Annotated in this window: 21 protein-coding genes, 1 other RNA gene and 1 pseudogene; 7 read left to right on the top strand and 16 right to left on the bottom strand. The window is 58.4% G+C overall.

Annotated features, from left to right (window positions below):
* The first annotated feature begins 11 nt into the window (after positions 1-11).
* From PGR10_RS11765 to PGR10_RS11755, 3 genes are read left to right on the top strand one after another with little or no spacing between them, the layout of a single operon-like run.
* A complete protein-coding gene (locus PGR10_RS11765; protein WP_213793551.1) occupies positions 12-2,021 on the top strand; it encodes a protein-disulfide reductase DsbD family protein in 2,010 nt (669 codons plus the stop codon).
* A 1-nt stretch (position 2,022) separates the two neighbouring features.
* Positions 2,023-2,634: a DsbA family protein gene (locus PGR10_RS11760; RefSeq protein ID WP_113373025.1), complete on the top strand. Its 612-nt coding sequence runs from the start codon at positions 2,023-2,025 to the stop codon at positions 2,632-2,634.
* A complete protein-coding gene (locus tag PGR10_RS11755; RefSeq protein WP_430923504.1) occupies positions 2,624-3,127 on the top strand; it encodes a protein disulfide oxidoreductase in 504 nt (167 codons plus the stop codon). The genes PGR10_RS11760 and PGR10_RS11755 overlap by 11 nt, the downstream gene beginning before the upstream one ends.
* Before the next feature lie 114 nt (positions 3,128-3,241).
* Here the strand turns inward: PGR10_RS11755 and PGR10_RS11750 are convergent, their stop codons facing one another.
* The 8 genes from PGR10_RS11750 to PGR10_RS11715 all read right to left on the bottom strand — a co-directional run bounded on the left by PGR10_RS11750 (position 3,242) and on the right by PGR10_RS11715 (position 13,289).
* A complete protein-coding gene (locus PGR10_RS11750) occupies positions 3,242-3,985 on the bottom strand; it encodes an SDR family oxidoreductase (protein WP_045392005.1) in 744 nt (247 codons plus the stop codon).
* 60 nt (positions 3,986-4,045) lie between these two features.
* Positions 4,046-6,919, bottom strand: a complete 2,874-nt coding sequence (gene gcvP / locus PGR10_RS11745) for an aminomethyl-transferring glycine dehydrogenase (RefSeq protein ID WP_015369781.1) — start codon at positions 6,917-6,919, stop codon at positions 4,046-4,048.
* Positions 6,920-7,049: 130 nt separating this feature from the next.
* Positions 7,050-7,439, bottom strand: a complete 390-nt coding sequence (gene gcvH, locus PGR10_RS11740; RefSeq protein WP_015703428.1) for a glycine cleavage system protein GcvH — start codon at positions 7,437-7,439, stop codon at positions 7,050-7,052.
* 24 nt (positions 7,440-7,463) lie between these two features.
* On the bottom strand, positions 7,464-8,558 hold the full coding sequence (gene gcvT, locus PGR10_RS11735; RefSeq protein ID WP_020077972.1) for a glycine cleavage system aminomethyltransferase GcvT: 1,095 nt from the start codon (positions 8,556-8,558) through the stop codon (positions 7,464-7,466).
* Positions 8,559-8,980: 422 nt separating this feature from the next.
* Positions 8,981-10,183, bottom strand: a complete 1,203-nt coding sequence (ubiI, locus tag PGR10_RS11730) for an FAD-dependent 2-octaprenylphenol hydroxylase (RefSeq protein ID WP_430923502.1) — start codon at positions 10,181-10,183, stop codon at positions 8,981-8,983.
* A 10-nt stretch (positions 10,184-10,193) separates the two neighbouring features.
* Complete coding sequence (gene ubiH, locus PGR10_RS11725) at positions 10,194-11,372, bottom strand: 2-octaprenyl-6-methoxyphenyl hydroxylase (RefSeq protein ID WP_087859759.1); 1,179 nt, start codon at positions 11,370-11,372, stop codon at positions 10,194-10,196.
* Complete coding sequence (gene pepP, locus PGR10_RS11720; RefSeq protein WP_087859760.1) at positions 11,369-12,685, bottom strand: Xaa-Pro aminopeptidase; 1,317 nt, start codon at positions 12,683-12,685, stop codon at positions 11,369-11,371. The genes ubiH and pepP overlap by 4 nt, the downstream gene beginning before the upstream one ends.
* 25 nt (positions 12,686-12,710) lie before the next feature.
* Positions 12,711-13,289 (bottom strand): YecA family protein, encoded by a 579-nt coding sequence (locus PGR10_RS11715; protein ID WP_015703432.1) that lies wholly within the window; start codon positions 13,287-13,289, stop codon positions 12,711-12,713.
* A gap of 166 nt (positions 13,290-13,455) precedes the next feature.
* Between PGR10_RS11715 and zapA the strand changes: the two genes are divergently transcribed.
* From zapA to PGR10_RS11700, 3 genes are all read left to right on the top strand, one after another.
* Positions 13,456-13,785 carry a cell division protein ZapA gene (gene zapA, locus PGR10_RS11710; RefSeq protein WP_004205298.1) on the top strand — a complete coding sequence of 110 codons (330 nt, stop codon included), beginning with the start codon at positions 13,456-13,458 and terminating at the stop codon, positions 13,783-13,785.
* A 41-nt stretch (positions 13,786-13,826) separates the two neighbouring features.
* Positions 13,827-14,010, top strand: a non-coding RNA gene (ssrS, locus tag PGR10_RS11705) — 6S RNA.
* A 99-nt stretch (positions 14,011-14,109) separates the two neighbouring features.
* Positions 14,110-14,706, top strand: a complete 597-nt coding sequence (locus PGR10_RS11700; protein ID WP_045392020.1) for a 5-formyltetrahydrofolate cyclo-ligase — start codon at positions 14,110-14,112, stop codon at positions 14,704-14,706.
* An 86-nt stretch (positions 14,707-14,792) separates the two neighbouring features.
* Here PGR10_RS11700 and serA read toward each other — a convergent pair whose 3' ends face one another.
* Both serA and rpiA read right to left on the bottom strand, forming a co-directional pair.
* A complete protein-coding gene (gene serA / locus PGR10_RS11695) occupies positions 14,793-16,025 on the bottom strand; it encodes a phosphoglycerate dehydrogenase (RefSeq protein ID WP_015369774.1) in 1,233 nt (410 codons plus the stop codon).
* Between the two features lie 268 nt (positions 16,026-16,293).
* Complete coding sequence (gene rpiA / locus PGR10_RS11690) at positions 16,294-16,956, bottom strand: ribose-5-phosphate isomerase RpiA (protein ID WP_015369772.1); 663 nt, start codon at positions 16,954-16,956, stop codon at positions 16,294-16,296.
* A gap of 167 nt (positions 16,957-17,123) precedes the next feature.
* Here rpiA and argP point away from each other — a divergent pair, with 167 nt between their 5' ends.
* Positions 17,124-18,017, top strand: coding sequence for a DNA-binding transcriptional regulator ArgP (argP, locus tag PGR10_RS11685; RefSeq protein WP_008806448.1), 894 nt, complete (start codon positions 17,124-17,126; stop codon positions 18,015-18,017).
* 54 nt (positions 18,018-18,071) lie between these two features.
* On the opposite strand, the gene PGR10_RS11680 is transcribed toward argP, so the two are convergent.
* From PGR10_RS11680 to PGR10_RS11655, 6 genes and pseudogenes are all read right to left on the bottom strand, one after another.
* The gene (locus PGR10_RS11680; RefSeq protein ID WP_087859762.1) at positions 18,072-18,839 is read right to left on the bottom strand and encodes an oxidative stress defense protein; all 768 of its coding nucleotides are present in this window, start codon (positions 18,837-18,839) and stop codon (positions 18,072-18,074) included.
* Positions 18,840-18,924: 85 nt separating this feature from the next.
* Positions 18,925-19,566, bottom strand: coding sequence for an arginine exporter ArgO (argO, locus tag PGR10_RS11675; protein WP_015703435.1), 642 nt, complete (start codon positions 19,564-19,566; stop codon positions 18,925-18,927).
* 155 nt (positions 19,567-19,721) lie between these two features.
* Positions 19,722-20,579 (bottom strand): small-conductance mechanosensitive channel MscS, encoded by an 858-nt coding sequence (locus tag PGR10_RS11670; protein ID WP_015369769.1) that lies wholly within the window; start codon positions 20,577-20,579, stop codon positions 19,722-19,724.
* Positions 20,580-20,708: 129 nt separating this feature from the next.
* A complete protein-coding gene (gene allS / locus PGR10_RS11665) occupies positions 20,709-21,641 on the bottom strand; it encodes an HTH-type transcriptional activator AllS (RefSeq protein WP_032706364.1) in 933 nt (310 codons plus the stop codon).
* A complete protein-coding gene (locus PGR10_RS11660) occupies positions 21,541-22,431 on the bottom strand; it encodes a DUF2877 domain-containing protein (protein ID WP_430923501.1) in 891 nt (296 codons plus the stop codon). Before PGR10_RS11660 ends, allS begins: the two co-directional genes overlap by 101 nt.
* A 40-nt stretch (positions 22,432-22,471) precedes the next feature.
* Positions 22,472-23,734, bottom strand: a pseudogene (locus PGR10_RS11655) (DUF1116 domain-containing protein).
* Between the last annotated feature and the right edge of the window lie 11 nt (positions 23,735-23,745).

Here is a 23,745-nt window from a genome sequence, read left to right as displayed (position 1 = left end):
GGAGAAAATTTATGTTTATGGTATTCAGGCGACTGCTGGTCTGCCTGCTTTGGCTATGGCTGCCCGTCAGCCAGGCCGCCGATAGCGGCTGGCTGCATGTCGCCGACAATCAACACGCCAGCGTGCGCCTGCGGGCGCAAAGCGAAAGCAATGGCGACACCCGCCTGCTTTTAGACGTAGCGCTGGAAAAGGGCTGGAAAACCTACTGGCGTTCGCCGGGCGAAGGCGGCATCGCGCCGGCTATCACCTGGCGCACGCCGCTGGAGGTGAACTGGCGCTGGCCGACGCCGCAACGCTTCGACGTCGCGGGTATTTCCACTCAGGGGTATCACGGCGACGTTAGCTTCCCGATGACCCTGCGCGGCAAAATACCGCCGACGCTTAGCGGCGTACTGACGCTCTCTACCTGCAGCAATGTCTGTATTCTCACTGACTACCCCTTTTCGCTGGATATGACGGCTCCGGCGGGGGAGCAATTTAATTACGATTTCACCCGCGCGATGGGAACGCTGCCCCTGCGCGACGGTCTCACCTCGGCGCTTAGCGCCAGTTACGTCAGCGGTAAGCTGACGGTAACCGCCCGCCGCGATGCCGGTTGGCAGCAGCCAGCGCTGTTTATTGACAGCATGGAGGATGTCGATTTCGGCAAGCCGAGTTTTACCAGCCGCGGCGATACGTTGACCGCCACCGTACCGGTCACCGATAGCTGGGGTGAAGCGGCGCCGGATCTGAGCGGCAAAACGCTGTCGCTGGTGCTGGCCGATAGCGGTCAGGCGCAGGAAAGCCAAATCGCCATCGCCGCCGGCAGCGCCGCGCCGGGGCTGGCGTTAGGCTGGGTGCTGCTGATGGCGCTGGCCGGCGGGCTAATCCTCAATGTAATGCCGTGCGTGCTGCCGGTGCTGGCGATGAAACTCGGCTCGCTGGTGCAAACCGAACGTCGTGAACGCGGCGCGGTGCGGCGGCAGTTCCTCGCCTCGGTATGCGGGATCGTCGTCTCCTTCCTGGCGCTGGCGCTGATGATGACCGCGCTACGTTTAGGTAATCAGGCGCTCGGCTGGGGGATCCAGTTCCAGAACCCGTGGTTTATCGGCGCGATGGCGCTGGTGATGGTGCTGTTCAGCGCCAGTTTATTAGGGCTGTTCGAAATCCGTCTCTCCTCCAACGCCAGTACCTTCCTCGCCACCCGGGGCGGCAACGGATTAATGGGCCATTTCTGGCAGGGCGCCTTCGCCACCCTGTTGGCGACGCCCTGTACCGCGCCGTTCCTCGGTACCGCCGTTTCGGTGGCGCTAGTGGCGCCGCTGCCGCTGTTGTGGGGGATTTTCTTCGCCATGGGGATCGGCATGAGCCTGCCGTGGCTGCTTATCGTCGCCTGGCCGGGTCTGGCGCAACGACTTCCACGTCCAGGCCGCTGGATGAATCATCTGCGGGTGGTGCTGGGGTTGATGATGCTTGGCTCAGCGCTATGGCTGGTCAGCCTGTTGACGATCCACATCGGCCGTACGCCGGTGCTTACCCTGCTGGTGATTCTGGCCATCGTCCTGCTCCTGGCCACCGCCTGGCGCTACCGCTGGCGTACGGCGCTGCGAGCGGGCGCTCTGGCCATCGTGATAGCGGGCGCCGTCGCCTTTGTCGCACAACAGGACGGCCAGGGCCCGCGTCGCGACCGGGTTAACTGGCAGCCGCTCAGCGAGCAGGCTATCGCTAACGCCCTGGCGGAGCATAAACGGGTATTTATTGATGTCACCGCCGACTGGTGCGTGACCTGTAAAGCCAATAAATACAACGTGCTGCTGCGCGACGACGTCCAGCAGGCGCTATCAGAACCAGACTTGGTCGCCTTACGTGGCGACTGGAGCCGCCCCTCCGCCGACATTAGTCAGTTTTTAACCGCACGCGGCAGCGCCGCGGTGCCGTTTAACCAGATTTACGGACCGGGATTGCCGCAGGGACAGATTCTGCCTGCGCTGTTAGACCGCGAACAACTTCTCGCCACCCTGTCCGCCGCTAAAGGAAAATAACATGAGAGCTATCACCGCCTTATTGCTGCTGTGCGTATCGGCCTTCAGCTTCGCCGCCCCGGCGGAAGAACCACAATCGAACGGTAATGACCAGTTAGCCCAACTGCTGTTTAACGATCCGAATAGCCCGCGCACCGGCGCGAAAGCGCCGAAGCTCACGATCGTCTCGTTTACCGATTACAACTGCCCTTACTGCAAACAGTTTGATCCGATGCTGGAAAAAATCGTCCATGATAATCCGGACATCCAGCTCATCGTTAAGCTGCTGCCGTTTAAAGGGCAGAGTTCGGTGAATGCCGCTAAAGCCGCGCTCTCCACCTGGCGTCAACAGCCCGATAAGTTCTGGGCGCTGCATCAGCGGCTGATGGCGAAAAAAGGCTATCACGATGACGCCAGCATCGCCGCCGCGCAGAAGAAAACCGCCACCGATAGCGTGAATATTGATGACAAGACCATGGATTCGCTGAAAATGAACCTGATTTTGTCGCAGGTGCTGAATATTCAGGGCACCCCGGCGACCATCATCGGCGATCAGATGGTGGCCGGCGCAATCCCTGCTGAAGATCTGGAGGGGCTGGTGAAAGAACAGCTGGCGAAAGCCCGTGGCCAGTAAAATAAGGCGCTGGCTGCGCGAGCTGGCGTTATGGCTGCTGATTGGCGCGGCGGTGAGCCTGGCGGTGGATTATTTTCGCCAGCCCACGCTGCCGCAAAACTTCAGCGCCACATCGCTGCAGACACTCGACGGCAGAACGCTGGATCTGAACGCCATGAGCCAGCAAAAGCCGCTGCTGCTGTACGTCTGGGCGACCTGGTGCGGAGTCTGTCGCTATACCACACCGTCGGTGGCATCGCTTGCCGCCGACGGCGGCAATGTGCTGACGGTAGCCCTGCGTTCCGGCGATAACGCCGCGCTGGAGAAGTGGCTGACCAGGAAGAAAATGGCGCTGCCGACGGTAAATGATCCGAGCGGCCAGCTGGCCCGGCAGTGGGATATCCAGGTGACGCCAACTCTGGTGGTCATTTCTCAAGGCGAGGTGAAGTCGGTTACCACCGGCTGGACCAGCAGTTGGGGAATGCGCCTTAGGCTATGGCTGGCCTCCTGGTAGACCGTCGGGTTACCCGGCTCGCGTTGTTGGGTAGCACGGATAAGGCGTAGCCGCTATCCGGGAAGGTTTCCCCGGCTCGCGCTGCGCCGCCGGGCTATTGAACGATGGCCAGGGTTATTTACCGCCCGCCAGTTCGAGGAAGCTACCCGTCACATACGACGCTTTGTCGCTCAGCAGCCAGGCAATGGCCTGAGCGACCTCTTCCGGCTGGCCGCCGCGCTGCATCGGTAGCGAACTTTTCACCCGGTCCACGCGTCCCGGTTCGCCGCCGGAGGCGTGCATCTCGGTATAAATCAGCCCCGGACGCACGCCGTTTACCCGAATCCCCTGCGCCGCCACTTCCAGCGCCAGCCCGGTGGTCAGGGTATCTACTGCCCCTTTCGACGCGGCATAATCAACGTACTCCCCCGGCGCGCCAAGGCGCGACGCCGCCGACGAAACGTTAACTATCGCCCCGCCCTTGCCACCATGCCGATGCGACATGCGCTTTACCGCCTCGCGACAGCAAAGAAAGTATCCGGTGACGTTGGTGGCCAGCACGCGGTTAATACGCTCGGCGCTCAGGCTCTCTACCGTACATTGGGTAAACAGGATCCCGGCATTGTTGACCAACGCCGCCAGCGGTTCGCCCATGCGGTCAACCGCCTCAAACATCGCCATCACCTGCGCTTCATCGCTGATATCGGCCCGCAGCGCCGTGGCTTTGCCGCCAGATTCAACAATGGTATTGACCACTTCGGTGGCGGCTTTAATGTTGTGATGATAATTAACCGCGACGGTATACCCTTCCTGCGCCAGCAGCAGCGCCGTCGCCCGGCCTATGCCGCGGCTCGCGCCGCTAATCAGAGCTATCGCCATACCTTCCCTCCAAAAAATAAAGGCGCCGCAGCGCCTTTAAAAGTTTAGCTAATTCACCACTTACTGGTATTCGCTCATCGGGACGCAGGAGCAGAACAGGTTACGGTCGCCGTACACGTCATCCAGGCGTTTCACCGTTGGCCAGTACTTGTTGTGCAACCCAGCCGGGAATACCGCCAGCTCGCGGCTGTACGGATGGTTCCACTCGCTTACCAGCTCGCCCTGGGTGTGCGGCGCGTTCACCAGCGGGTTATCTTCCAGCGGCCATTCACCGGCTTTAACGCGATCGATTTCCGCACGGATCGCCAGCATGGCGTCAATAAAGCGGTCCAGCTCTACCTTGCTTTCCGATTCTGTCGGCTCAACCATCAGCGTCCCGGCGACCGGGAAGGACATGGTCGGCGCATGGAAACCAAAGTCGATCAGGCGTTTAGCAATATCCAGCTCGCTAATGCCGGTCTCTTCTTTCAGCGGACGAATATCGAGAATACATTCGTGCGCCACGCGACCATCGCGGCCGGTATACAGCACCGGGTAAGCATCTTTCAATCGGGTAGCGATGTAGTTGGCGTTGAGAATCGCGTTCTGGCTCGCCTGTTTCAGCCCTTCCGCGCCCATCATGCGGATATACATCCAACTGATCGGCAGAATGGAAGCGCTGCCGAAAGGCGCGGCGGAAACCGCGCCCTGACGGGTCAGCATGCCTTCAATCTGTACCACGCTGTGGCCCGGTACAAACGGCGCCAGGTGCGCTTTCACGCCGATAGGGCCCATACCCGGGCCGCCGCCGCCGTGCGGAATGCAGAAGGTTTTATGCAGGTTGAGGTGCGAAACGTCAGCGCCGATAAAGCCCGGAGAAGTGATCCCGACCTGGGCGTTCATGTTGGCGCCATCGAGGTAAACCTGACCGCCAAACTGATGCACTATCTCGCATACTTCACGAATGGTCTCTTCATACACGCCGTGGGTCGACGGATAGGTGACCATGATGCAGGAAAGATTCGCCCCTGCCTGCTCTGCTTTTTCACGCAGATCGGCAAGATCGATATTGCCGTTTTTATCGCAGGCCACCACCACCACCTGCATACCCGCCATCTGCGCGGATGCCGGGTTGGTGCCGTGCGCGGAGCTTGGGATCAGGCAGATATCGCGATGGCCTTCGTTGCGGCTTTCGTGATAGTGGCGAATCGCCAGCAGGCCAGCATACTCGCCCTGCGCGCCGGAGTTCGGCTGCATACAGACGGCGTCATAGCCGGTCAGTTTAACCAGCCAGTCAGAAAGCTGGGCGATCATCTGATGATAACCTTCCGCCTGCTCGACCGGGCAGAACGGGTGCAGCTCGGCAAATTCCGGCCAGGTGATCGGGATCATCTCCGCCGCGGCGTTCAGTTTCATGGTGCAGGATCCCAGAGGGATCATCGCCTGGTTCAGCGCCAGATCTTTACGCTCCAGCGCGTGCATGTAGCGCATCATCTCGGTTTCGCTATGGTAGCGGTTAAACACCGGATGGGTGAGGATCGCATCGTCGCGCAGCATCGCCGCCGGGATCGAACGACTATCCAGCGCCACGTCTTTATCCAGGGTATCGATATCCAGACCGTGATCGTCGCCGACGATGGCGCGGAACAGGTTCAGCACATCTTCGCGGGTGGTCGCTTCATCGAGCGTAATGCCAACCGCGCCGTGAATATCGCTACGCAGGTTAATCTGCAGCGCTTCGGCACGCGCCAGCACCGCGGCTTTATCCGCCACTTCGACGCAAAGGGTGTCGAAGTAGTGCGCATGGCGCAGCTTCAGCCCTTTCTTCTGTAGGCCGTCGGCCAGAATGTCGGTCAGGCGATGAATGCGGCCAGCGATACGTTTCAGGCCCGCCGGGCCGTGGAAAACCGCGTACAGGCTGGCGATGTTGGCCAGCAAAACCTGCGAGGTACAAATGTTGGAGTTCGCTTTCTCGCGGCGGATATGCTGCTCGCGAGTCTGCATCGCCATGCGCAGCGCGGTATTACCCGCCGCATCTTTCGATACGCCGATAATACGGCCCGGCATGGAGCGTTTGAATTCATCTTTCGCCGCGAAGAAGGCCGCGTGCGGGCCGCCATAGCCCATCGGCACGCCGAAACGTTGGGCGGAACCGAAGACAATATCGGCGCCCTGCTTGCCCGGCGCCGTCAGCAGCACCAGTGCCATAAAGTCAGCGGCGACGCTGACAATTACTTTGCGCGCTTTCAGCTCGGCGATAAGTTTACTGTAATCGTGGATTTCACCGGTGGTGCCGACCTGCTGCAGCAGCACGCCAAAGACATCCTGGTGATCGAGCACTTTGTCGGCGTCATCGACAATCACGTCGAAGCCGAAAGTTTCCGCGCGGGTGCGAACCACGTCCAGGGTTTGCGGATGGACGTCGGCGGCAACGAAGAAACGGTTGGCGTTCTTCAGTTTACTGACGCGTTTGGCCATCGCCATCGCTTCGGCGGCGGCGGTGGCTTCATCAAGCAGCGAAGCGGAAGCGATATCCAACCCGGTCAGATCCAGAGTGACCTGCTGGAAGTTGAGCAGCGATTCCAGACGGCCCTGGGATACTTCCGGTTGGTAAGGGGTATAGGCGGTGTACCAGCCCGGGTTTTCCAGCATGTTGCGCTGAATGACCGGCGGCAGTTGCACGGCGGTGTAGCCCATGCCGATGTAAGACTTGAAGCGCTTGTTGCGACCGGCGATCGCCTTCAGCTCCGCCAGCGCGGCGAATTCGGTAGTCGCGTCGCCCACCTGTGGTGGGGTCGCCAGCTGGATATCCTGCGGCACAATCTGGCCAATCAGGGCGTTAAGCGAATCCGCGCCGACGGTCTTCAGCATCTCTTGCTGCTGCTGAGCGTCCGAGCCAATGTGACGTTCAATAAAGGCGTCGCGGTTTTCAAGCTGACTTAAAGTCTGAGTCATGAGCGATGGTTCCTGAAACGTGCGGTGAATCGTGATTGTCTCTACTTACCTGAATTGCCCGGTGGCGCTAGCGCTTACCGGGCCTACAAAGTTCGTAGGCCGGATAAGCGCAGCGCCATCCGGCACACATTTATTCGTCTTCTAACAGAGCTTCATAGGCGGTCGCATCCAGCAGCGCGGCAACCTGCGCTTCGTCGCTGGCTTTAATTTTGAAGATCCAGCCGTCGGCATACGGGTCGCTGTTGACCAGTTCCGGAGAGTCGTTCAGCTCTTCGTTGACGGCAACGATTTCACCGCTAATCGGCGCGTAGATATCGGAAGCCGCTTTCACGGATTCGGCAACGGCGCAATCGGCGCCCGCTTCAACGGTGGCGCCCACTTCCGGCAGGTCAACGAAAACCATGTCGCCAAGCAGCTCCTGCGCGTGCTCGGTGATCCCGACGGTATAGGTGCCGTCCGCTTCTTTACGCAGCCACTCGTGTTCTTTGCTGTATTTCAGTTCTGCTGGTACGTTGCTCATCAATTCATCTCCAAAAAAGGGAAATCACACAATGGCTTTGCCATTGCGTACAAAACCAGGTTTAGTCACTTTTACCGGCATTTCACGGTTACGAATTTGCACCACCGCGGTTTCGCCAATCCCGGCCGGTACGCGAGCCAGCGCGATGCTGTAGCCCAGCGTCGGCGAGAAGGTGCCGCTGGTGATAATGCCTTCTTTTTGATTACCGTCGCTATCGGTAAAACGTACCGGCAGGCCGCCGCGCAGGACGCCTTTCTCGGTCATCACCAGGCCAACCAGCTGCTCGGTGCCTTTTTCACGCTGCATTTCCAGCGCTTCGCGGCCGATGAAGTTACGATCGGCGGGCTCCCAGGCGATAGTCCAGCCCATGTTCGCCGCCAGCGGCGAGACGCCTTCATCCATCTCCTGGCCATACAGGTTCATCCCGGCTTCCAGGCGCAGAGTATCGCGCGCGCCAAGACCACACGGCTTAACGCCGGCGTCCAGCAGACCGCGCCAGAAATCCGCCGCCTGCTCGTTCGGCATAGCGATTTCATAACCCGCTTCGCCGGTATAACCGGTGGTGGCGATAAACAGGTCGCCGGCCTGTACGCCGAAGAACGGCTTCATGCCTTCCACGGCCTGGCGCTGAGCGTCGGTGAACAGCGTCGCCGCCTTCGCTTTCGCCTGCGGACCCTGCACCGCGATCAGCGACAGATCGTCGCGAACGGTGATTTCAAGACCGTAAGGTTCGGCTTGTTCGGAAATCCAGGCGAGGTCTTTTTCACGAGTGGCGGAGTTAACAACGAGGCGGAAATAATCTTCAGAAAGGAAATAAACAATCAGGTCATCGATGACGCCGGCGGAAGCGGTTAGCATGCCGGTGTAGAGCGCTTTGCCTGGGGTGGTAAGCTTCGCCACATCGTTTGCCAGCAAATAGCGCAAGAATTCTCTGATCCGGCTGCCGTGGAAATCGACGATGGTCATATGCGACACATCGAACATCCCTGCATCGCCGCGCACCGCGTGGTGCTCATCAATCTGGGACCCGTAATGCAGCGGCATCATCCAGCCATGGAAATCCACCATGCGAGCGCCGCACAGCGTGTGTTGTTCATACAACGGAGTCTGTTGAGCCATCTTTTCCTCATCGAATAAAACGGAACCAGCCACGATATTGTCGGCGATTTTGCGCCACGAAATCCGGCGACGGCACCGCTTACGGACGCCGACGCAAACGTTCTCTTTTGCCTGAACTTACCACCGAACCCGGTGCTAAACCATAAGGTAAATCAGGACATCACATTAGCTTATGACCAAAGCGCGCCGGAAAGCCTACAGAGTTATTGACTGGAAAAAAGCGATTTATGCCACATAAAATTAACATGATGAGCCAACCAGTCAGGTGATGATGGTGTTTTATGCGATTTTACGGGCCTAATTTCTTTAACAAAAAAAAGAGCGCATTAATAAAACTAATGCGAAATAAGAGGTGAAATTAGAATATTTCAAATGAGGGAGAAAACCCGGCGCGCAGGCCGGGTAAAAGAAGTGTGACGGGGTTAACGTAACCAGGCGGGGAGATCGTTAAGGCCCATCGCCTGACGAATCAGCTGCGGTTTTACGCCAGGCAGCGAATCGGCCAGTTTGAGCCCCATGTCGCGGAGGAATTTCTTCGCCGGATGGCTGCCGGAGAACATTTCGCGGAACCCCTGCATACCCGCCAGCATCAGCGCGGCGCTGTGCTTGCGGCTGCGCTCATAGCGGCGCAGGTACAAATGCTGACCGATATCTTTACCCTGCGCGTGCAGGCGCTTCAGCTCGTCGATAAGTTCGGCGGCGTCCATAAAGCCAAGGTTTACCCCCTGCCCGGCCAGCGGATGAATAGTGTGGGCGGCATCGCCAACCATCGCCAGACGATGGGCGGCGAACTGACGCGCGTAGCGTCCGGTCAGCGGGAAAACCTGCCGATCGCTTTCAAGCTGGCAAAGGCCAAGGCGATTATCAAAAGCGATGTTCAGCGCCTGGTTAAACGCGGCTGCATCGGCCTGCTGCATCCGCTGCGCCTCCTCCGGCGACAGCGACCAGACGATCGAGCACAGATGCGGATCGCTAAGCGGCAGGAAGGCCAGAATGCCTTCGCCGTGAAACGCCTGACGCGCCACCGCCTGATGCGGCTCGGTGGTACGTATCGTCGCCACCAGCGCATGATGGCGATAGTCCCAGAAGGTCAGTGGAATATCGGCTTTATTGCGCAGCCACGAATTGGCGCCATCGGCGCCGACCACCAGCCGCGCGGTCAGCATGCTGCCGTCCTGCAGGCTCAGGAAGGCTTCGTTTTCGCCCCACGCCACCTGCTGCAGCTGCGCAGGCGCCAGCAGGGTAACGTCAGCGCAGCGCTGCGCTTTTTGCCACAGCGCGTGATGCACCACGGCATTTTCAATAATATGGCCCAGATGGCTAAAGCCCATGCTCTGGTCATCGAAGCTAATGCGGCCAAAGCTATCTTTGTCCCACACTTCCATGCCGTGATAGCAGCTGGCGCGCTGGGCGATGATTTCGCTCCAGACGCCCAGCTTATCCAGTAGCTTTTCGCTGGCGGCATTAATAGCCGAAACGCGCAGCGCCGGCGGCGCATCGGCGTCAAGAGGCTGCGGCGCCGCTTGTTCCAGCACCGCGACGCGCAGGCCGCTGCCCTGTAAACCACAGGCTACCGCCAGTCCCACCATTCCGCCGCCAACAATGGCAACATCAACACTTTGCACGTTCTACTCCTTAACGGGGAACCCAACCGAGGGTACGCTGCGCCAGCGCATCGCGCGCCGGGGTAAATAATTCCATCGCCATCAGACCGACGTTGCGCCCCGCCACCAGCGGCGCCCAACGGTTGGCAAAGAGATGCACCAGCCCATCGGTCACGCCGATGGTGGCGGCTTTATCATCCGCTCGCCGCGCCTGGTACCGGCACAGCAGAGAATAATTGCCCACATCCTCGCCGAGCCCGTGGGCGTCGGCAAGCAGTTCAGCCAGGCTCATCACGTCGCGCAGACCGAGATTAAAGCCCTGCCCGGCGATCGGGTGTAATGTCTGCGCCGCGTTGCCGACCAGCGCCAGACGGTGCGACACCGAACGGATGGCGGTGGTTAACGCCAGCGGATAGACGCTACGCTTACCGGCATGGGTAATGCGCCCCAGCCGCCAGCCGAACGCCTGCTGTAATTGCTGGCAAAAACGTTCGTCAGACCAGCTCAGCACCTCGTCGCGCCGCGACTGCGGATGGCACCACACCAGCGAACAGCGCCCTTGCGACATCGGCAGCATCGCCAGCGGACCGTGCTCGGTAAAGCGCTCGAAGGCGCGGCCTTCGTGCGGCAACGCGGTGCTAACGTTGGCGATAATCGCCAGTTGCTCATAGGACTGCTGCTGCCAGCTAATGCCGCAGCGGGCGCCCAGCGACGAACGCGAACCATCTGCCGCCACCAGCAGCTCACCGTTGATCGTTTCGCCGCTGTCGAGAGTGAGGCTGACGCTATCCTGGGTGCGGTTGACCGCTTCCACTTTCGCCGGACAGTGCAGGGTGACGCCCGGCGCCTCGCGCAGCAGGCTGAACAGCCGCTGGCCGACATCGTGGAGTTCAACCACCTGCCCTAGCGCCGACAGGCCATAATCGGCCGCCGCCAGGTTTACAAAACCGGCATGGCCGCGGTCGCTGACGTGTACCCGCTGGATAGGCGTCGCTCGTTTAGCAAGGTTCTGCCAGATACCGATGCGCGCCAGCTGCTGGCAGGTGCCCGCAGCCAGGGCTATCGCCCGATCGTCAAAACCAGGGTGGCGTGACGACGCCGGATCCTGCGCTTCAATCAGATGGACCGGCAGCGCACCGCCGGTCAAACGGGAGATGGCCAGCGCGAGCGTCGCGCCGGTCATCCCGCCGCCGACAATCAGCACGCTCATGACTGGCGCGCCGCCGCCATCAGCGCCTCGATCTCATCCGCCTTCTTCACCACGCTGGCGGTGAGATTTTCGTTGCCATCTTCGGTAATCACGATGTCATCTTCAATACGAATGCCGATGCCGCGATACTGCGCCGGTACGTCGGCGTCGGCGGCGATATACAGCCCCGGCTCGACGGTCAGCACCATTCCCGGTTCCAGGACGCGCGAACGGTCGGTGTCGTAATTACCGACATCGTGTACATCCAGACCCAACCAGTGGCTCAGGCCATGCATAAAGTACGGGCGGTGGGCGTTGTTGGCGATAAGCTCGTCAATCTCGCCTTTCAGGATCCCCAGCCGCACCAGGCCGGTAATCATAATGCGCACCACTTCCTGATTAACTTCATAAATAGAGGTACCCGGACGATACAGCTCCAGCGCGGTTTCCAACGATTCCAGCACGATGTCGTAGATTTCACGCTGCGGTTTAGTGAATTTACCGTTAACCGGGAAGGTGCGGGTGATATCGCCCGCATAGCCGCGGTATTCACAGCCGGCGTCAATCAGCACTAAATCGCCATCACGTAGTTCGGATTCGTTTTCGGTGTAGTGCAGGATGCAGGCGTTTTCGCCGCCGCCAACGATGGTGTTATAAGACGGGAAACGCGCGCCATGGCGGTTGAATTCATGGAGAATTTCGCCTTCCAGCTGATATTCGAACATGCCTGGGCGGCATTTTTCCATCGCCCGGGTATGGGCAAGGGCGGAAATCTCGCCGGCGCGGCGCATTACTTCCAGCTCTTCCGCGGATTTAAACAGGCGCATTTCATGCACCACAGGCCGCCAGTCGATGACGGAGTTCGGCGCCTGCAGGTTCTGACGTGAACCTTTACGCAGTTTTTCGAGGGCGTTAAACACAATTTCATCGGCATAGGCATATTCGCCCTGGGCGAAATAGATAGCGTCCAGGCCGTTGAGCAGTTGATACAGCTGCTGGTTGATTTCGCTAAACGCCAGCGCGCGATCGACGCCGAGTTTCCCCGGCGCGGCATCCTGTCCCAGACGGCGGCCAAACCAGATTTCCGCCGTCAGATCGCGAACGCGGTTAAACAGCACGCTATGGTTGTGCGTGTCATCGCTTTTGATCAGCACCAGCAGCGCTTCCGGTTCATTGAAGCCGGTGAAGTACCAAAAATCGCTGTTCTGCCGGTAGGGATATTCCGAATCTGCGCTGCGTACCGCTTCCGGCGCGGCAAAAATCAGCGCCGCGCTGCCCGGCTGCATCTGCGCCAATAATGCCTGGCGACGAGAAAGAAACTCCTGCTGTGTCATGACGCCCCCTGAATGTCGTTTTTATTTAGTGTAACGTTGGCTTGCGTACTTCCGGTGCGGTTGGCTGCTGGCGCGCGAAGGTATCGTGGCACAGTAACGCGGCGACGCGTACGTACTCAATAATCTCTTCGAGAGACATCTCCAGCTCTTCCTGGTCTTCATCTTCGTCGTAGCCGAGTTGCGCAATGTTACGCAGATCATCGATGGCTTCGCCGGTCTCATCCTTCACTTTATCCAGCTTCGGCTGGGTCACGCCAAGGCCTAACAGGAAATGGTTAACCCAGCCCGCCAGCGCGTCGGCGCGGTCGAAAACGCTGACGTTGTCGCCTTCCGGCATATACAGCTGGAACAGGAAACCATCATCTTCCAGCGAATCGCTGGTGGCGGAATGCATGCTACGCAGCGCCTGGGCCAGTTCATGACCAAAGGCAAGGCCTTCGTTGGTCAGGTCATGCACCAGCGGCTGCCAGCTGCTGTCGGTGTTGCCGCCGCAGAGGATGCCGCTTATCAAACCGTGCATTTCGGCCGGGGTTAATCCCACCCCTTGTTGGTTCAGTAACTGGTCTACATCGTTGTAACCAGGCATTTCGTTCTGTATAGACATGCGCATTCGTCATCGTTGGGAGGAATATTCATGATATGCTACCACTTTGGACCCTGGTGAACCAGAAAAGGGCTTGTATCCCCGCACCAGGGTAGCTATAGTGTCGCCCCTTCGCAGAGCCGGGCTCGGACGTGAAGGCAGCGCAGTCAATCAGCAGGAAGGTGGCATGTCTGCACAACCCGTAGATCTCCAAATTTTTGGCCGTTCACTGCGAGTGAATTGCCCGCCTGAACAAAGGGATGCCCTGAATCAGGCAGCTGAAGACCTTAATCAGCGGTTGCAAGATTTAAAAGAACGCACTAGAGTCACAAATACTGAGCAGCTGGTCTTCATCGCCGCGTTGAACATCAGCTATGAGTTGACTCAGGAAAAAGCGAAGACCCGCGACTACGCCTCCAGTATGGAACAGCGCATTCGCATGCTTCAGCAGACCATCGAACAGGCATTGCTTGAGCAAGGTCGCATAAGCGAAAGACCGGGGTCGAAGTTTGAATAACACTTTGTCGTTAACTGTGTTAGAGTAATCGCAAGAACAAAATTTCTCTGAGATGTTTGCAAGCGGGCCAGTCCCCTGAGCCGATATTTCATACCACAAGAATGTGGCGCTCCACGGTTGGTGAGCATGCTCGGTTCGCCCGAGAAGCCTTAAAACTGTGACGACGCATTCACCTTGAACCAAGGGTTCAAGGGTTACAGCCTGCGGCGGCATCTCGGAGATTCCCTTCTTAAGTTCGCATTATCCCCTCAACGTTGTTTTCGGCCTGTGCCGCCCTGTATTACACTTTCCCGTATCGTTTCGCCTGCTCGTAATGAGACCAGCATGACTATACAGCCCGATATCCCGCTCTCCAGACAGCAAATTCGCCAGCAGATCCGCGAGCGTAGACGCGCGCTTAGTGCCGAACAGCAGCAGCGCTTCGCCCTGCAGGCCGCTGAGCGAATGATGGCGTATCCGCCCGTCGTTCTCGCTCATACCGTGGCGCTGTTCCTCTCCTTCGACGGCGAGCTGGACACCCAACCGCTGATCGAGCAATTGTGGCGGGCGGGCAAGCGGGTTTATCTGCCGGTACTGCATCCGTTTAGCCCCGGTAATCTGCTGTTTTTGCATTACCATCCGCAAAGCCAGCTGATTTTCAATCGCCTGAAGATTTATGAACCAAAGCTCGACGTGCGCGACGTCCTGCCGCTGGCCGAGCTCGATGTGCTGATTACCCCGCTGGTCGCCTTCGATGCCAGCGGTCAACGTCTGGGGATGGGCGGCGGCTTCTACGATCGTACCTTACAGAACTGGCGGCAGTATCGCCTGCAGCCGGTAGGCTACGCCCACGACTGCCAGCAGGTGGATACCCTGCCGAGCGAACAGTGGGATGTCCCGCTGCCGGCGGTGATTACGCCAGGCAAAACCTGGCGCTGGTAGAGTGTTGTGCGGGTTCGAGAATTACGCCAGGAAGGCGTTAAAAAAATACGGGCAGGTATGCGACCTGCCCGTGAGGCAACAACAAATTAGTACAGCAGACGGGCGCGGATGGTGCCCGGGATCGCTTTCATCGCCAGCAGCGCCTGCTGCGCGACGTCGCCGTCGGCTTCGATATCAATTACCACATAGCCCATCTGCGGAGTCGTTTGCAGATACTGGGCGGCGATGTTGATGTTCTGCGCGGCGAAAATCTGGTTAAGCGCCGTCAGGATGCCCGGGCGGTTTTCATGAATATGCAGCAGACGGCGTCCGCCGTGCAGCGGCAGAGAAACCTCCGGGAAGTTCACCGCCGACAGCGTAGAACCGTTATCGGAATACTTCGCCAGCTTGCCTGCCACTTCCAGACCAATGTTTTCCTGCGCTTCCTGAGTTGAACCGCCGATATGCGGCGTCAGGATCACGTTATCGAATTCGCACAGCGGAGAGTTAAACGGATCGCTGTTGGTCGCCGGTTCCGTCGGGAAGACGTCGATGGCCGCGCCGGCCAGGTGTTTACGCGACAGCGCATCGCACAGCGCCGGGATATCGACCACCGTGCCGCGAGAGGCGTTGATCAGCAGCGCGCCCGGTTTCATCAGCGCCAGCTCTTCCGGCCCCATCATGTTTTTGGTGGAGGCGTTTTCCGGCACGTGCAGGCTAACGACATCGCTCATGTTCAGCAGGTCGGAGAGATGCTGAACCTGCGTGGCGTTGCCCAGCGGCAGTTTGTTTTCGATATCATAAAAATAGACGTGCATCCCCAGTGATTCCGCCAGAATGCCGAGCTGGGTGCCGATATGGCCGTAACCGATAATCCCCAGTTTTTTGCCGCGCGCTTCAAAGCTGCCTACCGCCTGCTTATTCCACACGCCGCGATGCGCCTTGGCGTTAGCTTCCGGCACGCCGCGCAGCATCAGCAGCAGCTCGCCGATGACCAGCTCAGCCACCGAACGGGTGTTCGAGAACGGGGCGTTAAATACCGGGATACCGCGCTTTGCCGCCGCATCCAGATCGACCTGATTGGTGCCGATACAGAAGCAGCCCACCGCCACCAGTTTTTCCGCCGCGGCGAAGATCTCTTCAGTCAGATGAGTACGGGAACGCAGGCCGATAAAATGGGCATCACGGATCGACGCTTTCAGCTCTTCAGTATCGAGCGCGCCTTTGTGAAATTCGATGTTGGTGTAACCTGCCGCACGAAGGTTATCGATTGCTTTTTGATGCACGCCTTCAACGAGCAGAAATTTAATCTTGTCTTTTTCCAGTGATACCTTAGCCATTTCCCCGTCCTGTTTTTATTGGTACTGATGTCGTGCTGAACAAAAACTCTTCCAGCAACATATCAAAAAAAACTATCGCGGCAATATGAACGTTTGCCTCGCCGACCTGAAGAAATATCACGTTGAAGCAAAAGACAGGACAAAACACCAGAAAGAGAATAGATGGCAGATTGTTACTCAGAAAGGTTACGTAAATGTGACACAAGTCACCAAATTAAGGCCATAGAAAAAAATTTAGGGGGAAGCGCGAAACTTCCCCCCGATCGTCTTATTTGTTGACGATGGTCTTCACGCCGTCGGCGGTACCGATCAGCGCCACGTCGGCGCCGCGGTTGGCGAACAACCCGACGGTCACCACGCCCGGAATACCGTTAATGGCGTTTTCCAGCGCGATAGCGTCAAGAATTTCCAGGCCGTGTACATCGAGGATCACATTGCCGTTATCCGTCACCACGCCCTGACGATATTCCGGGCGGCCGCCCAGCTTCACCAGCTGACGCGCGACGGCGCTGCGCGCCATCGGGATCACTTCAACCGGCAGCGGGAAGTTGCCGAGGATATCAACCTGCTTGGAGGCGTCGGCGATGCAGATAAACTTATCGGCAACCGAGGCGATGATCTTCTCGCGGGTCAGCGCCGCGCCGCCGCCTTTGATCATCTGCATATGGCCGTTAATTTCATCCGCGCCGTCAACGTAGATGCCCAGGCGGTCGACGGAGTTAAGGTCGAATACCGGGATACCGAGGCTTTTCAGCTTTTCGGTAGAGGCGTCGGAGCTGGATACCGCGCCTTCGATCTGCCCTTTCATGGTCCCCAGCGCATCAATAAAATGCGCCGCCGTGGAGCCGGTGCCGACACCGACAATGGTGCCCGGTTGTACATATTGCAGCGCTGCCCAGCCGACTGCTTTTTTCAGTTCATCCTGCGTCATGATTATCGTCCGAGATGTGAATACTTACCGCGCATTATAGAACATCGACGGATGAATTGTCCCTGCGATGGCGATCACACATCTGAGCAGACCATTTTCGTCTTTATCAAAAACAAATTTATGTCATAGTGCGGGTTAACGAAAAGTTATGGGGGTACGCCAGAATAATGAAACGACCGGACTACAGAACATTACAAGCGCTGGATGCGGTGATTAGGGAACGTGGGTTTGAGCGCGCCGCGCAGAAGCTATGCATTACACAGTCCGCCGTCTCACAGCGTATCAAACAGCTGGAAAACATGTTTGGCCAACCGCTGCTGGTGCGTACCGTGCCGCCGCGCCCGACCGAGCAGGGGCAAAAACTGTTGGCTCTGCTGCGCCAGGTTGAGCTACTGGAAGAAGAGTGGCTTGGCGATGAGCAGACCGGCTCCACGCCGCTGCTGCTGTCGTTGGCGGTCAACGCCGACAGTCTGGCGACCTGGCTGCTGCCGGCGCTGGCCAACGTGTTATCCGACTCCCCTATTCGCCTCAATCTGCAGGTTGAAGATGAAACCCGCACCCAGGAGCGCTTGCGCCGTGGGGAAGTGGTCGGCGCGGTGAGTATTCAGCCGCAGGCGCTGCCAAGCTGCCTGGTCGATCAACTCGGCGCGCTCGATTACCTGTTCGTCGCCTCGAAGGAGTTTGCGCAACGCTACTTCCCTAACGGGGTAACGCGTTCTGCGCTGCTGAAAGCGCCGGTGGTCGCCTTCGATCATCTCGACGATATGCACCAGGCGTTCCTGCAGCAAAACTTCGACCTGCCGCCGGGCAGCGTGCCCTGCCATATCGTCAACTCGTCGGAGGCCTTCGTGCAGCTGGCGCGCCAGGGCACCACCTGCTGTATGATCCCGCACCTGCAGATCGAGAAAGAGCTGAAGAGCGGCGAGCTTATCGACCTGACGCCGGGGCTGTTCCAGCGCCGGATGCTCTACTGGCACCGCTTTGCGCCGGAAAGCCGCATGATGCGCCGGGTGACCGATGCGCTTATTGATTACGGCCACAAGGTGCTGCGCCAGGATTAAACGGCGGGCATAAAAAAAGCCACTTCACTGAAGTGGCTTTTTTGTCGCTGCGGCTTACTGAGCCGGTTTCGGCGCTTCAGCTGGTTTCGCCGGCGCGGCAGGCGCGGCGGCCTGTGCTGGCTGCAGTTCAAAGACCACGTCAACCTGATCATCAAACTGGATGGTCGCCTGCTCGTAGGTTTCCTGGGCGGAGACCGGCGCGGCGTCAGCCGCCTTCATCATGCGAACCATCGGGCTCGGCTGATAGTTGGAAACATGGTAACGCACGCTATAGACCGGCCCCAGCTTGCTGTGGAAGCCAGCAGCCAGCTCTTGCGCCTGATGCACCGCATCATCGATAGCCGCTTTACGCGCTTTATCTTTATAGGCGTCAGGTTGCGCAACGCCCAGCGATACGGAACGAATTTCGTTCAGCCCCGCTTTCAGCGCGCCGTCCAGCAGGCCATTCAGCTTATCGAGCTGACGAAGGGTAACTTCAACGGTACGCACCGCGCGATAGCCCTTGAGGATGCTTTTGCCGTTCTGATAGTCGTAATCAGGTTGGGTACGCAGGTTTGCCGAGCTGATATCCTTTTTGGCAATGCCGCTCTTTTCGAGGAAAGAGAGATATTGCGCAACGCGATCGTCAGCCTGTTTTTTTGCCGATGCCGCATCTTTTGCCGCGACGTTAACTTCAATCGCCAGAGTGGCGATATCCGGAACCGCTGCAACGCTTGCTGTGCCTGAAGTCACAATGTGCGGGCCATCCGGCAATTCATTTGCCTGCGCCGCCATCGTGCTGAATCCGAGTGCTGCCGCCAGGGCTAAGACTTTTAACTTCACTGTCGTTTCTCCATCTTGCTTAGGTCGCCCATTTTAAGGACGCATGCCAGCTAGCTTAGCGCTTACGCGCGGAAAGTCCATCGGACTAAGCCTGGTTGATGAGCATCTGTATATGTTGCAGGCCATCTTTTGCCAACTGCAGGGCGATAAACCACATCACCAGCCCGACAAGCACGTTGATGATTCGCTGCGCCCGCGCGGTACGTAAACGCGGCGCCAGCCACGCGGCCAGCAGCGCCAGGCCGAAGAACCATAAGAATGACGCGCTAATCGTCCCCAGCGCGAACCAGCGTTTAGGCTCGACCGCCAGCTGTCCGCCGAGGCTTCCGAGCACCACAAAGGTATCGAGATACACATGAGGGTTAAGCCAGGTCACCGCCAGCATGGTGACGATAATTTTCCAGCGCCCTTGCTTCATGACCTCGGCGCTGGCCAGCTCGAGATTATTGCTCATCGCCGTCTTCAGCGCGCCGAAGCCATACCATAACAGAAAAGCGACGCCGCCCCAGGTGACCAGCGCCAGCAGCCACGGCGACTGCATCAGCAGCGCGCTACCGCCGAAAATTCCGGCGCAGATCAACGCCAGATCGCTAAGCGCGCACAACAGCGCAATCATTAAATGATACTGGCGGCGGATCCCCTGATTCATCACGAAAGCGTTTTGCGGCCCGAGCGGCAGGATCATCGCCGCGCCCAGCGCAAGCCCTTGAAAGTAATAAGATAGCATCGTTTAATTTTCCGGTTTCATCGTTAATGCCGGAGAATATAGCGTGTCGTCATCATTAGCGGAAATTGATAATTTTAATCATTAATAAGTAAAGCTAATACACAAAGACAAAAAAAAGACCGGCGGTGCCGGTCTTGTGCCATAGCAGGAAAAAATTACTGCGCTTTTTCCTGCTGATTTACCATGTGTACGTCCATCTGCGGATACGGGAAGCTGATGCCGTTAGCGTCGAAATCACGCTTAATGCGCTCCAGCACGTCCCAGTAGACGTTTTGCAGGTCGCTGCTTTTGCTCCATACGCGAACCACGAAGTTTACCGAAGAGGCGCCCAGTTCATTAAGGCGAACGGTCATTTCGCGATCGCGCAGAATGCGGTCATCGGATTCGATAATCGCGGTCAGCAGTTGTTTCACCTTATCGATATCGGCATCGTAGGAGACGCCGATAATAAACTCATTACGGCGCGCCGGCTCACGGGAGAAGTTAATGATATTGCCAGCGATGATTTTGCCGTTCGGCACCACCACGATTTTGCCATCGACGGTACGCAGAGTAGTGGAGAAAATCTGCACGTTCTGCACGGTGCCCGCAATGCCGCCGAGATCGACATATTCACCGGCGCGGAACGGGCGGAACATCACCAGCAGTACGCCTGCGGCAAGGTTCGACAATGACCCCTGCAGCGCCAGACCCACGGCCAAACCGGCGGCGCCCAGCACGGCAATCACTGAGGCGGTCTGCACGCCAACGCGGCCCAGGGCGGCAATCAGCGTAAAGGCGATAATCGCGTAGCGCACCAGCGCGGAGAGAAAATCGGCGACAGTTGCGTCGATCTTACGCGCCAGCATCAGGCGGTTGACGGTATTAGAAACGATGCGCGCCACGATCATCCCGATGATCAGGATAACGATAGCGGCAACGATGTTGACGGCATAGCTCAGCAGCAACTCCTGGTTGCGCGCCAGCCAGGTCCCGGCATGGTTGATGCTATCGACAACGTTCAAATCTTCCATTTAGTAATCCTTGGGTCATATCAAAAAAAAGCAAATGAGATCATTCTCACGAAAATGACCTTTTAAAGGTAAACAAAAACCACCGAAGATGCCATTTCTCAATCTGATCCAGATGAAACTAACGCAGCATTACGCTTGCGCAGGACGATCCACCATCCGCAAAAAACCGCTGACTAATGCCTCTTTGCGCTCGAACGCCCTGGCGATTTCACTGACGACTTTACCGCTGCCGGCATTCTTCCAGGCAACGGAGAGCGGCGAAGGCTGGCGGGGGTTGGCGACCGCACGGGCCACCAGCGCGCCGGACTCCAGGTAAGCGCGACACATCCGTTCCGGCAAGAAGCCGACCCCCAGGCCGCTAAGATGGCAGGCCAGCTTGGTGCTGAGATCCGGCACCTTGATCTCTTTTTGCCCATTGAGCAGCCAGGCGACACGACGCGTCAGAGTCCGCGATGTATCTTCAATATTAATTGCCGGATAGCGGCGTAGCGCATCGTCGGAGAGCACCGCCGCGGGATGAGTGGCAAGGGGATGATTCTGCGCCACCACAAACTGCCAGCGAATATCGCCGAGCGGCAATAAAGAGATATTGTTGGACAGGGATTCCGAGCCGGTGACGCCAATCGCCAGCTGGAAATCGTCGTATAGCAAAGAGTCCCAGACCCCCATATAGACCTGGCGGGAAAGCTGAAAGCGGGTAAAGGGAAACTGCTGATGTAGCCAGGTCAGGAGATCCGCGGCGCTTTGCGGCTGATACAGAAGATTATTGATAACGATATTAACCTGTCTTTCGACGCCGGCATTAATCTGCTGGAGTTCATCGGGCATCACGTCCAGCCAGTTCAACCACTGCCGACAGTGCTCAAGCAGATGTTGCCCGGCCAGCGTCAGGCTTACCGATCGGGTCGTGCGTAAGAAGAGCTGCGTTGCCACCTGCTCTTCCAGCGTTTTGATACGATAACTAATCGCCGCCGGCGTTTTGTGCAGCAGACTGGCCGCGCGGGAGAAACTCCCGGTCTCGGCGACCTGTATAAACGTGCGGATGGTTTCCTGATCGAGCATGCGTTCTCCTTGAATCCACTCTCTGTAACCAGTGCTGCGCGAATGCCATCCCCAGCAGGGTATCAGCCCCAGAAGTATGACCTACCGCCAGCAAACGCTGAATTGCCCGCTTAGGATCGCCGGTTGATTGCAGCCCGCGCATCACCTTAACCACCGGCAGCGAAAACTCGCCGCGCCTGGCGCTATTCAGATAGCTACAGCTTACCGAAGTTGTCAGCGAGGTAAGTTGATCCGCCGGGGGGATAAACGCGTGCAGGCGGTCAGAAAAACCGGCGCCGTGCAGCACCGCCAGCATCCCGGCGAGCATATCATCGCCGCTGGGGGTTAATCCTGGCCCATTGCCAATCAGCCATTCCCAGTCCGGGCGCTCGCCGCGCTGCCAGCGCTCAAGCTCGCCCATAATAGATGAATAAAACGGCCTATCCGCCAGCGGCTGATTGAGCGCGGCGCATAGTCCGCTCTGGCATGAATAAGCCGAAAGATTGAGAAGAAACGAGCGGCCGACGGGAAAGCGAAGTTTGAGCGTCCGACGCGGGCGGATGGCAACGCCCTCCCCCCAAAACAAGCGCCCTTGCTTAACCAGCCGCGGAAGATTAGCCAACTGCGCAAACTCGGTGCTGCTAAACAGAATACCCGTCGGGCCAATACCTTTACCGTAGCGAAACAGCGTCAGTAAAATCCCATCGGCGTGAACGAAATTAACCGCCTGTGAAAACTGACTATGGCGCTGCCACACGCCATCGGCTAACTGTTCAAGGCCGGTACAGGCCAGCGCATTGAGGGTTTTCATCGGCGTCTCTCCGGGGCGGCAGCGCCGCCCCTCTCACGACTCAGGCTGTGATGTGGTGCAGTTCGGCCAACGCTTCCAGCGCTTTCTCAAAGCACAGCAGCGGCGCGCGAACGGTTCCCGCCCCCACCTGGCCTATCCCCGCTTCGCGGTGGGCAATACCGGTATTGATAAGCGGTGTGATGCCGGTTTCCACGACCCGACGAACATCCAATCCCAGACAGGCGCCTTTGAAATCCCATGATGGGATCTGGAACAGCGGGTTGTTGGCAAGATAGATTTCAGACATCTCTTCCGATGTTTCCAGCGCCGCGCCCATGCCGCCAGCGCCGACGAAGCGCGTTACACCCGGTGCGGCAATCATCGCCGCGCCGCCTATGCCCAGCGTTTCGGTAATCGCGCTATCGCCGATGTCCGGGTTAGCATCCGCCTGGCTGTAGCCGGTGAAGAACAGCCCCTGCGGCGTATTCACCGGTGCGGTAAACCAGCGATCGCCAGTACCGCTAACGCGAATGCCGAACTCGCGGCCGTTGCGGGTCATGGCGGTCACCACCGAGCCGGCTTTGATTTCCGCCGCCGCATCCATCACCGCTTTGCTGTAAGCCATCGCCAGGTTGAGGAAGAACTGATCGGTAACGCTGAGGAACTGCAGCACGGCGACAATTTCCGCCTTTGGCCGATCCAGGCCGGCAATGACCGGCGACAGCGTGCGCAGCAGCAGCGACGAGGCGGCGATATTACGCTGGTGGAACTCATCGCCCATGGTAATCGCCTGCGCCATCATCGCCGTCAGGTCAACGCCGTTTTCCATTCGTGACAGCGCCTCCTGCAGCACCGGCGCGAGCGTGTCGCGCATCCAGCGCAGACGCGTTTGCACATCCTCGCCGTAGGCGCCGAAGCGCATCACTTTGCCGATCCCTTCATTCAGGTTACAGCAGGATTGGTTACCATGAACCACATCGCGCACCACCAGCACCGGCATGTTCGCCGAGGTGATCCCGCCCATCGGCCCCACCGCGCCCACGTGGTGGCAAGGGATGAATTCCACCTCTCCCTGCTCCAGCATCCGCACGGCTTCTTCTTCGCTCGTCGCCCAGCCTTCAAACAACTATGCGCCGATACAGGCTCCGCGCATCGGCCCGGTCATCTCTTGCCAGGCGATTGGCGGCCCGGCGTGCAGTAATTTACGTCCAGAAGATAGTTCAGCCACCGCCTCTTTCGCAGGACGGACGGCAACCCAATGCGGGCGCGCGGCTTTAATTCGTTCGATAATGGCTTCGTTAGCCTGTGCAATTGATGAGTACATATTCATACCTC

The sequence above is a fragment of the Klebsiella sp. 141198 genome, assembly GCF_050600785.1.
Classification (GTDB): Bacteria; Pseudomonadota; Gammaproteobacteria; order Enterobacterales; family Enterobacteriaceae; genus Klebsiella; species Klebsiella aerogenes.
Note: the sequence above shows the minus strand (reverse complement) of the source record. Positions and strands in the feature narration are given on the sequence as shown.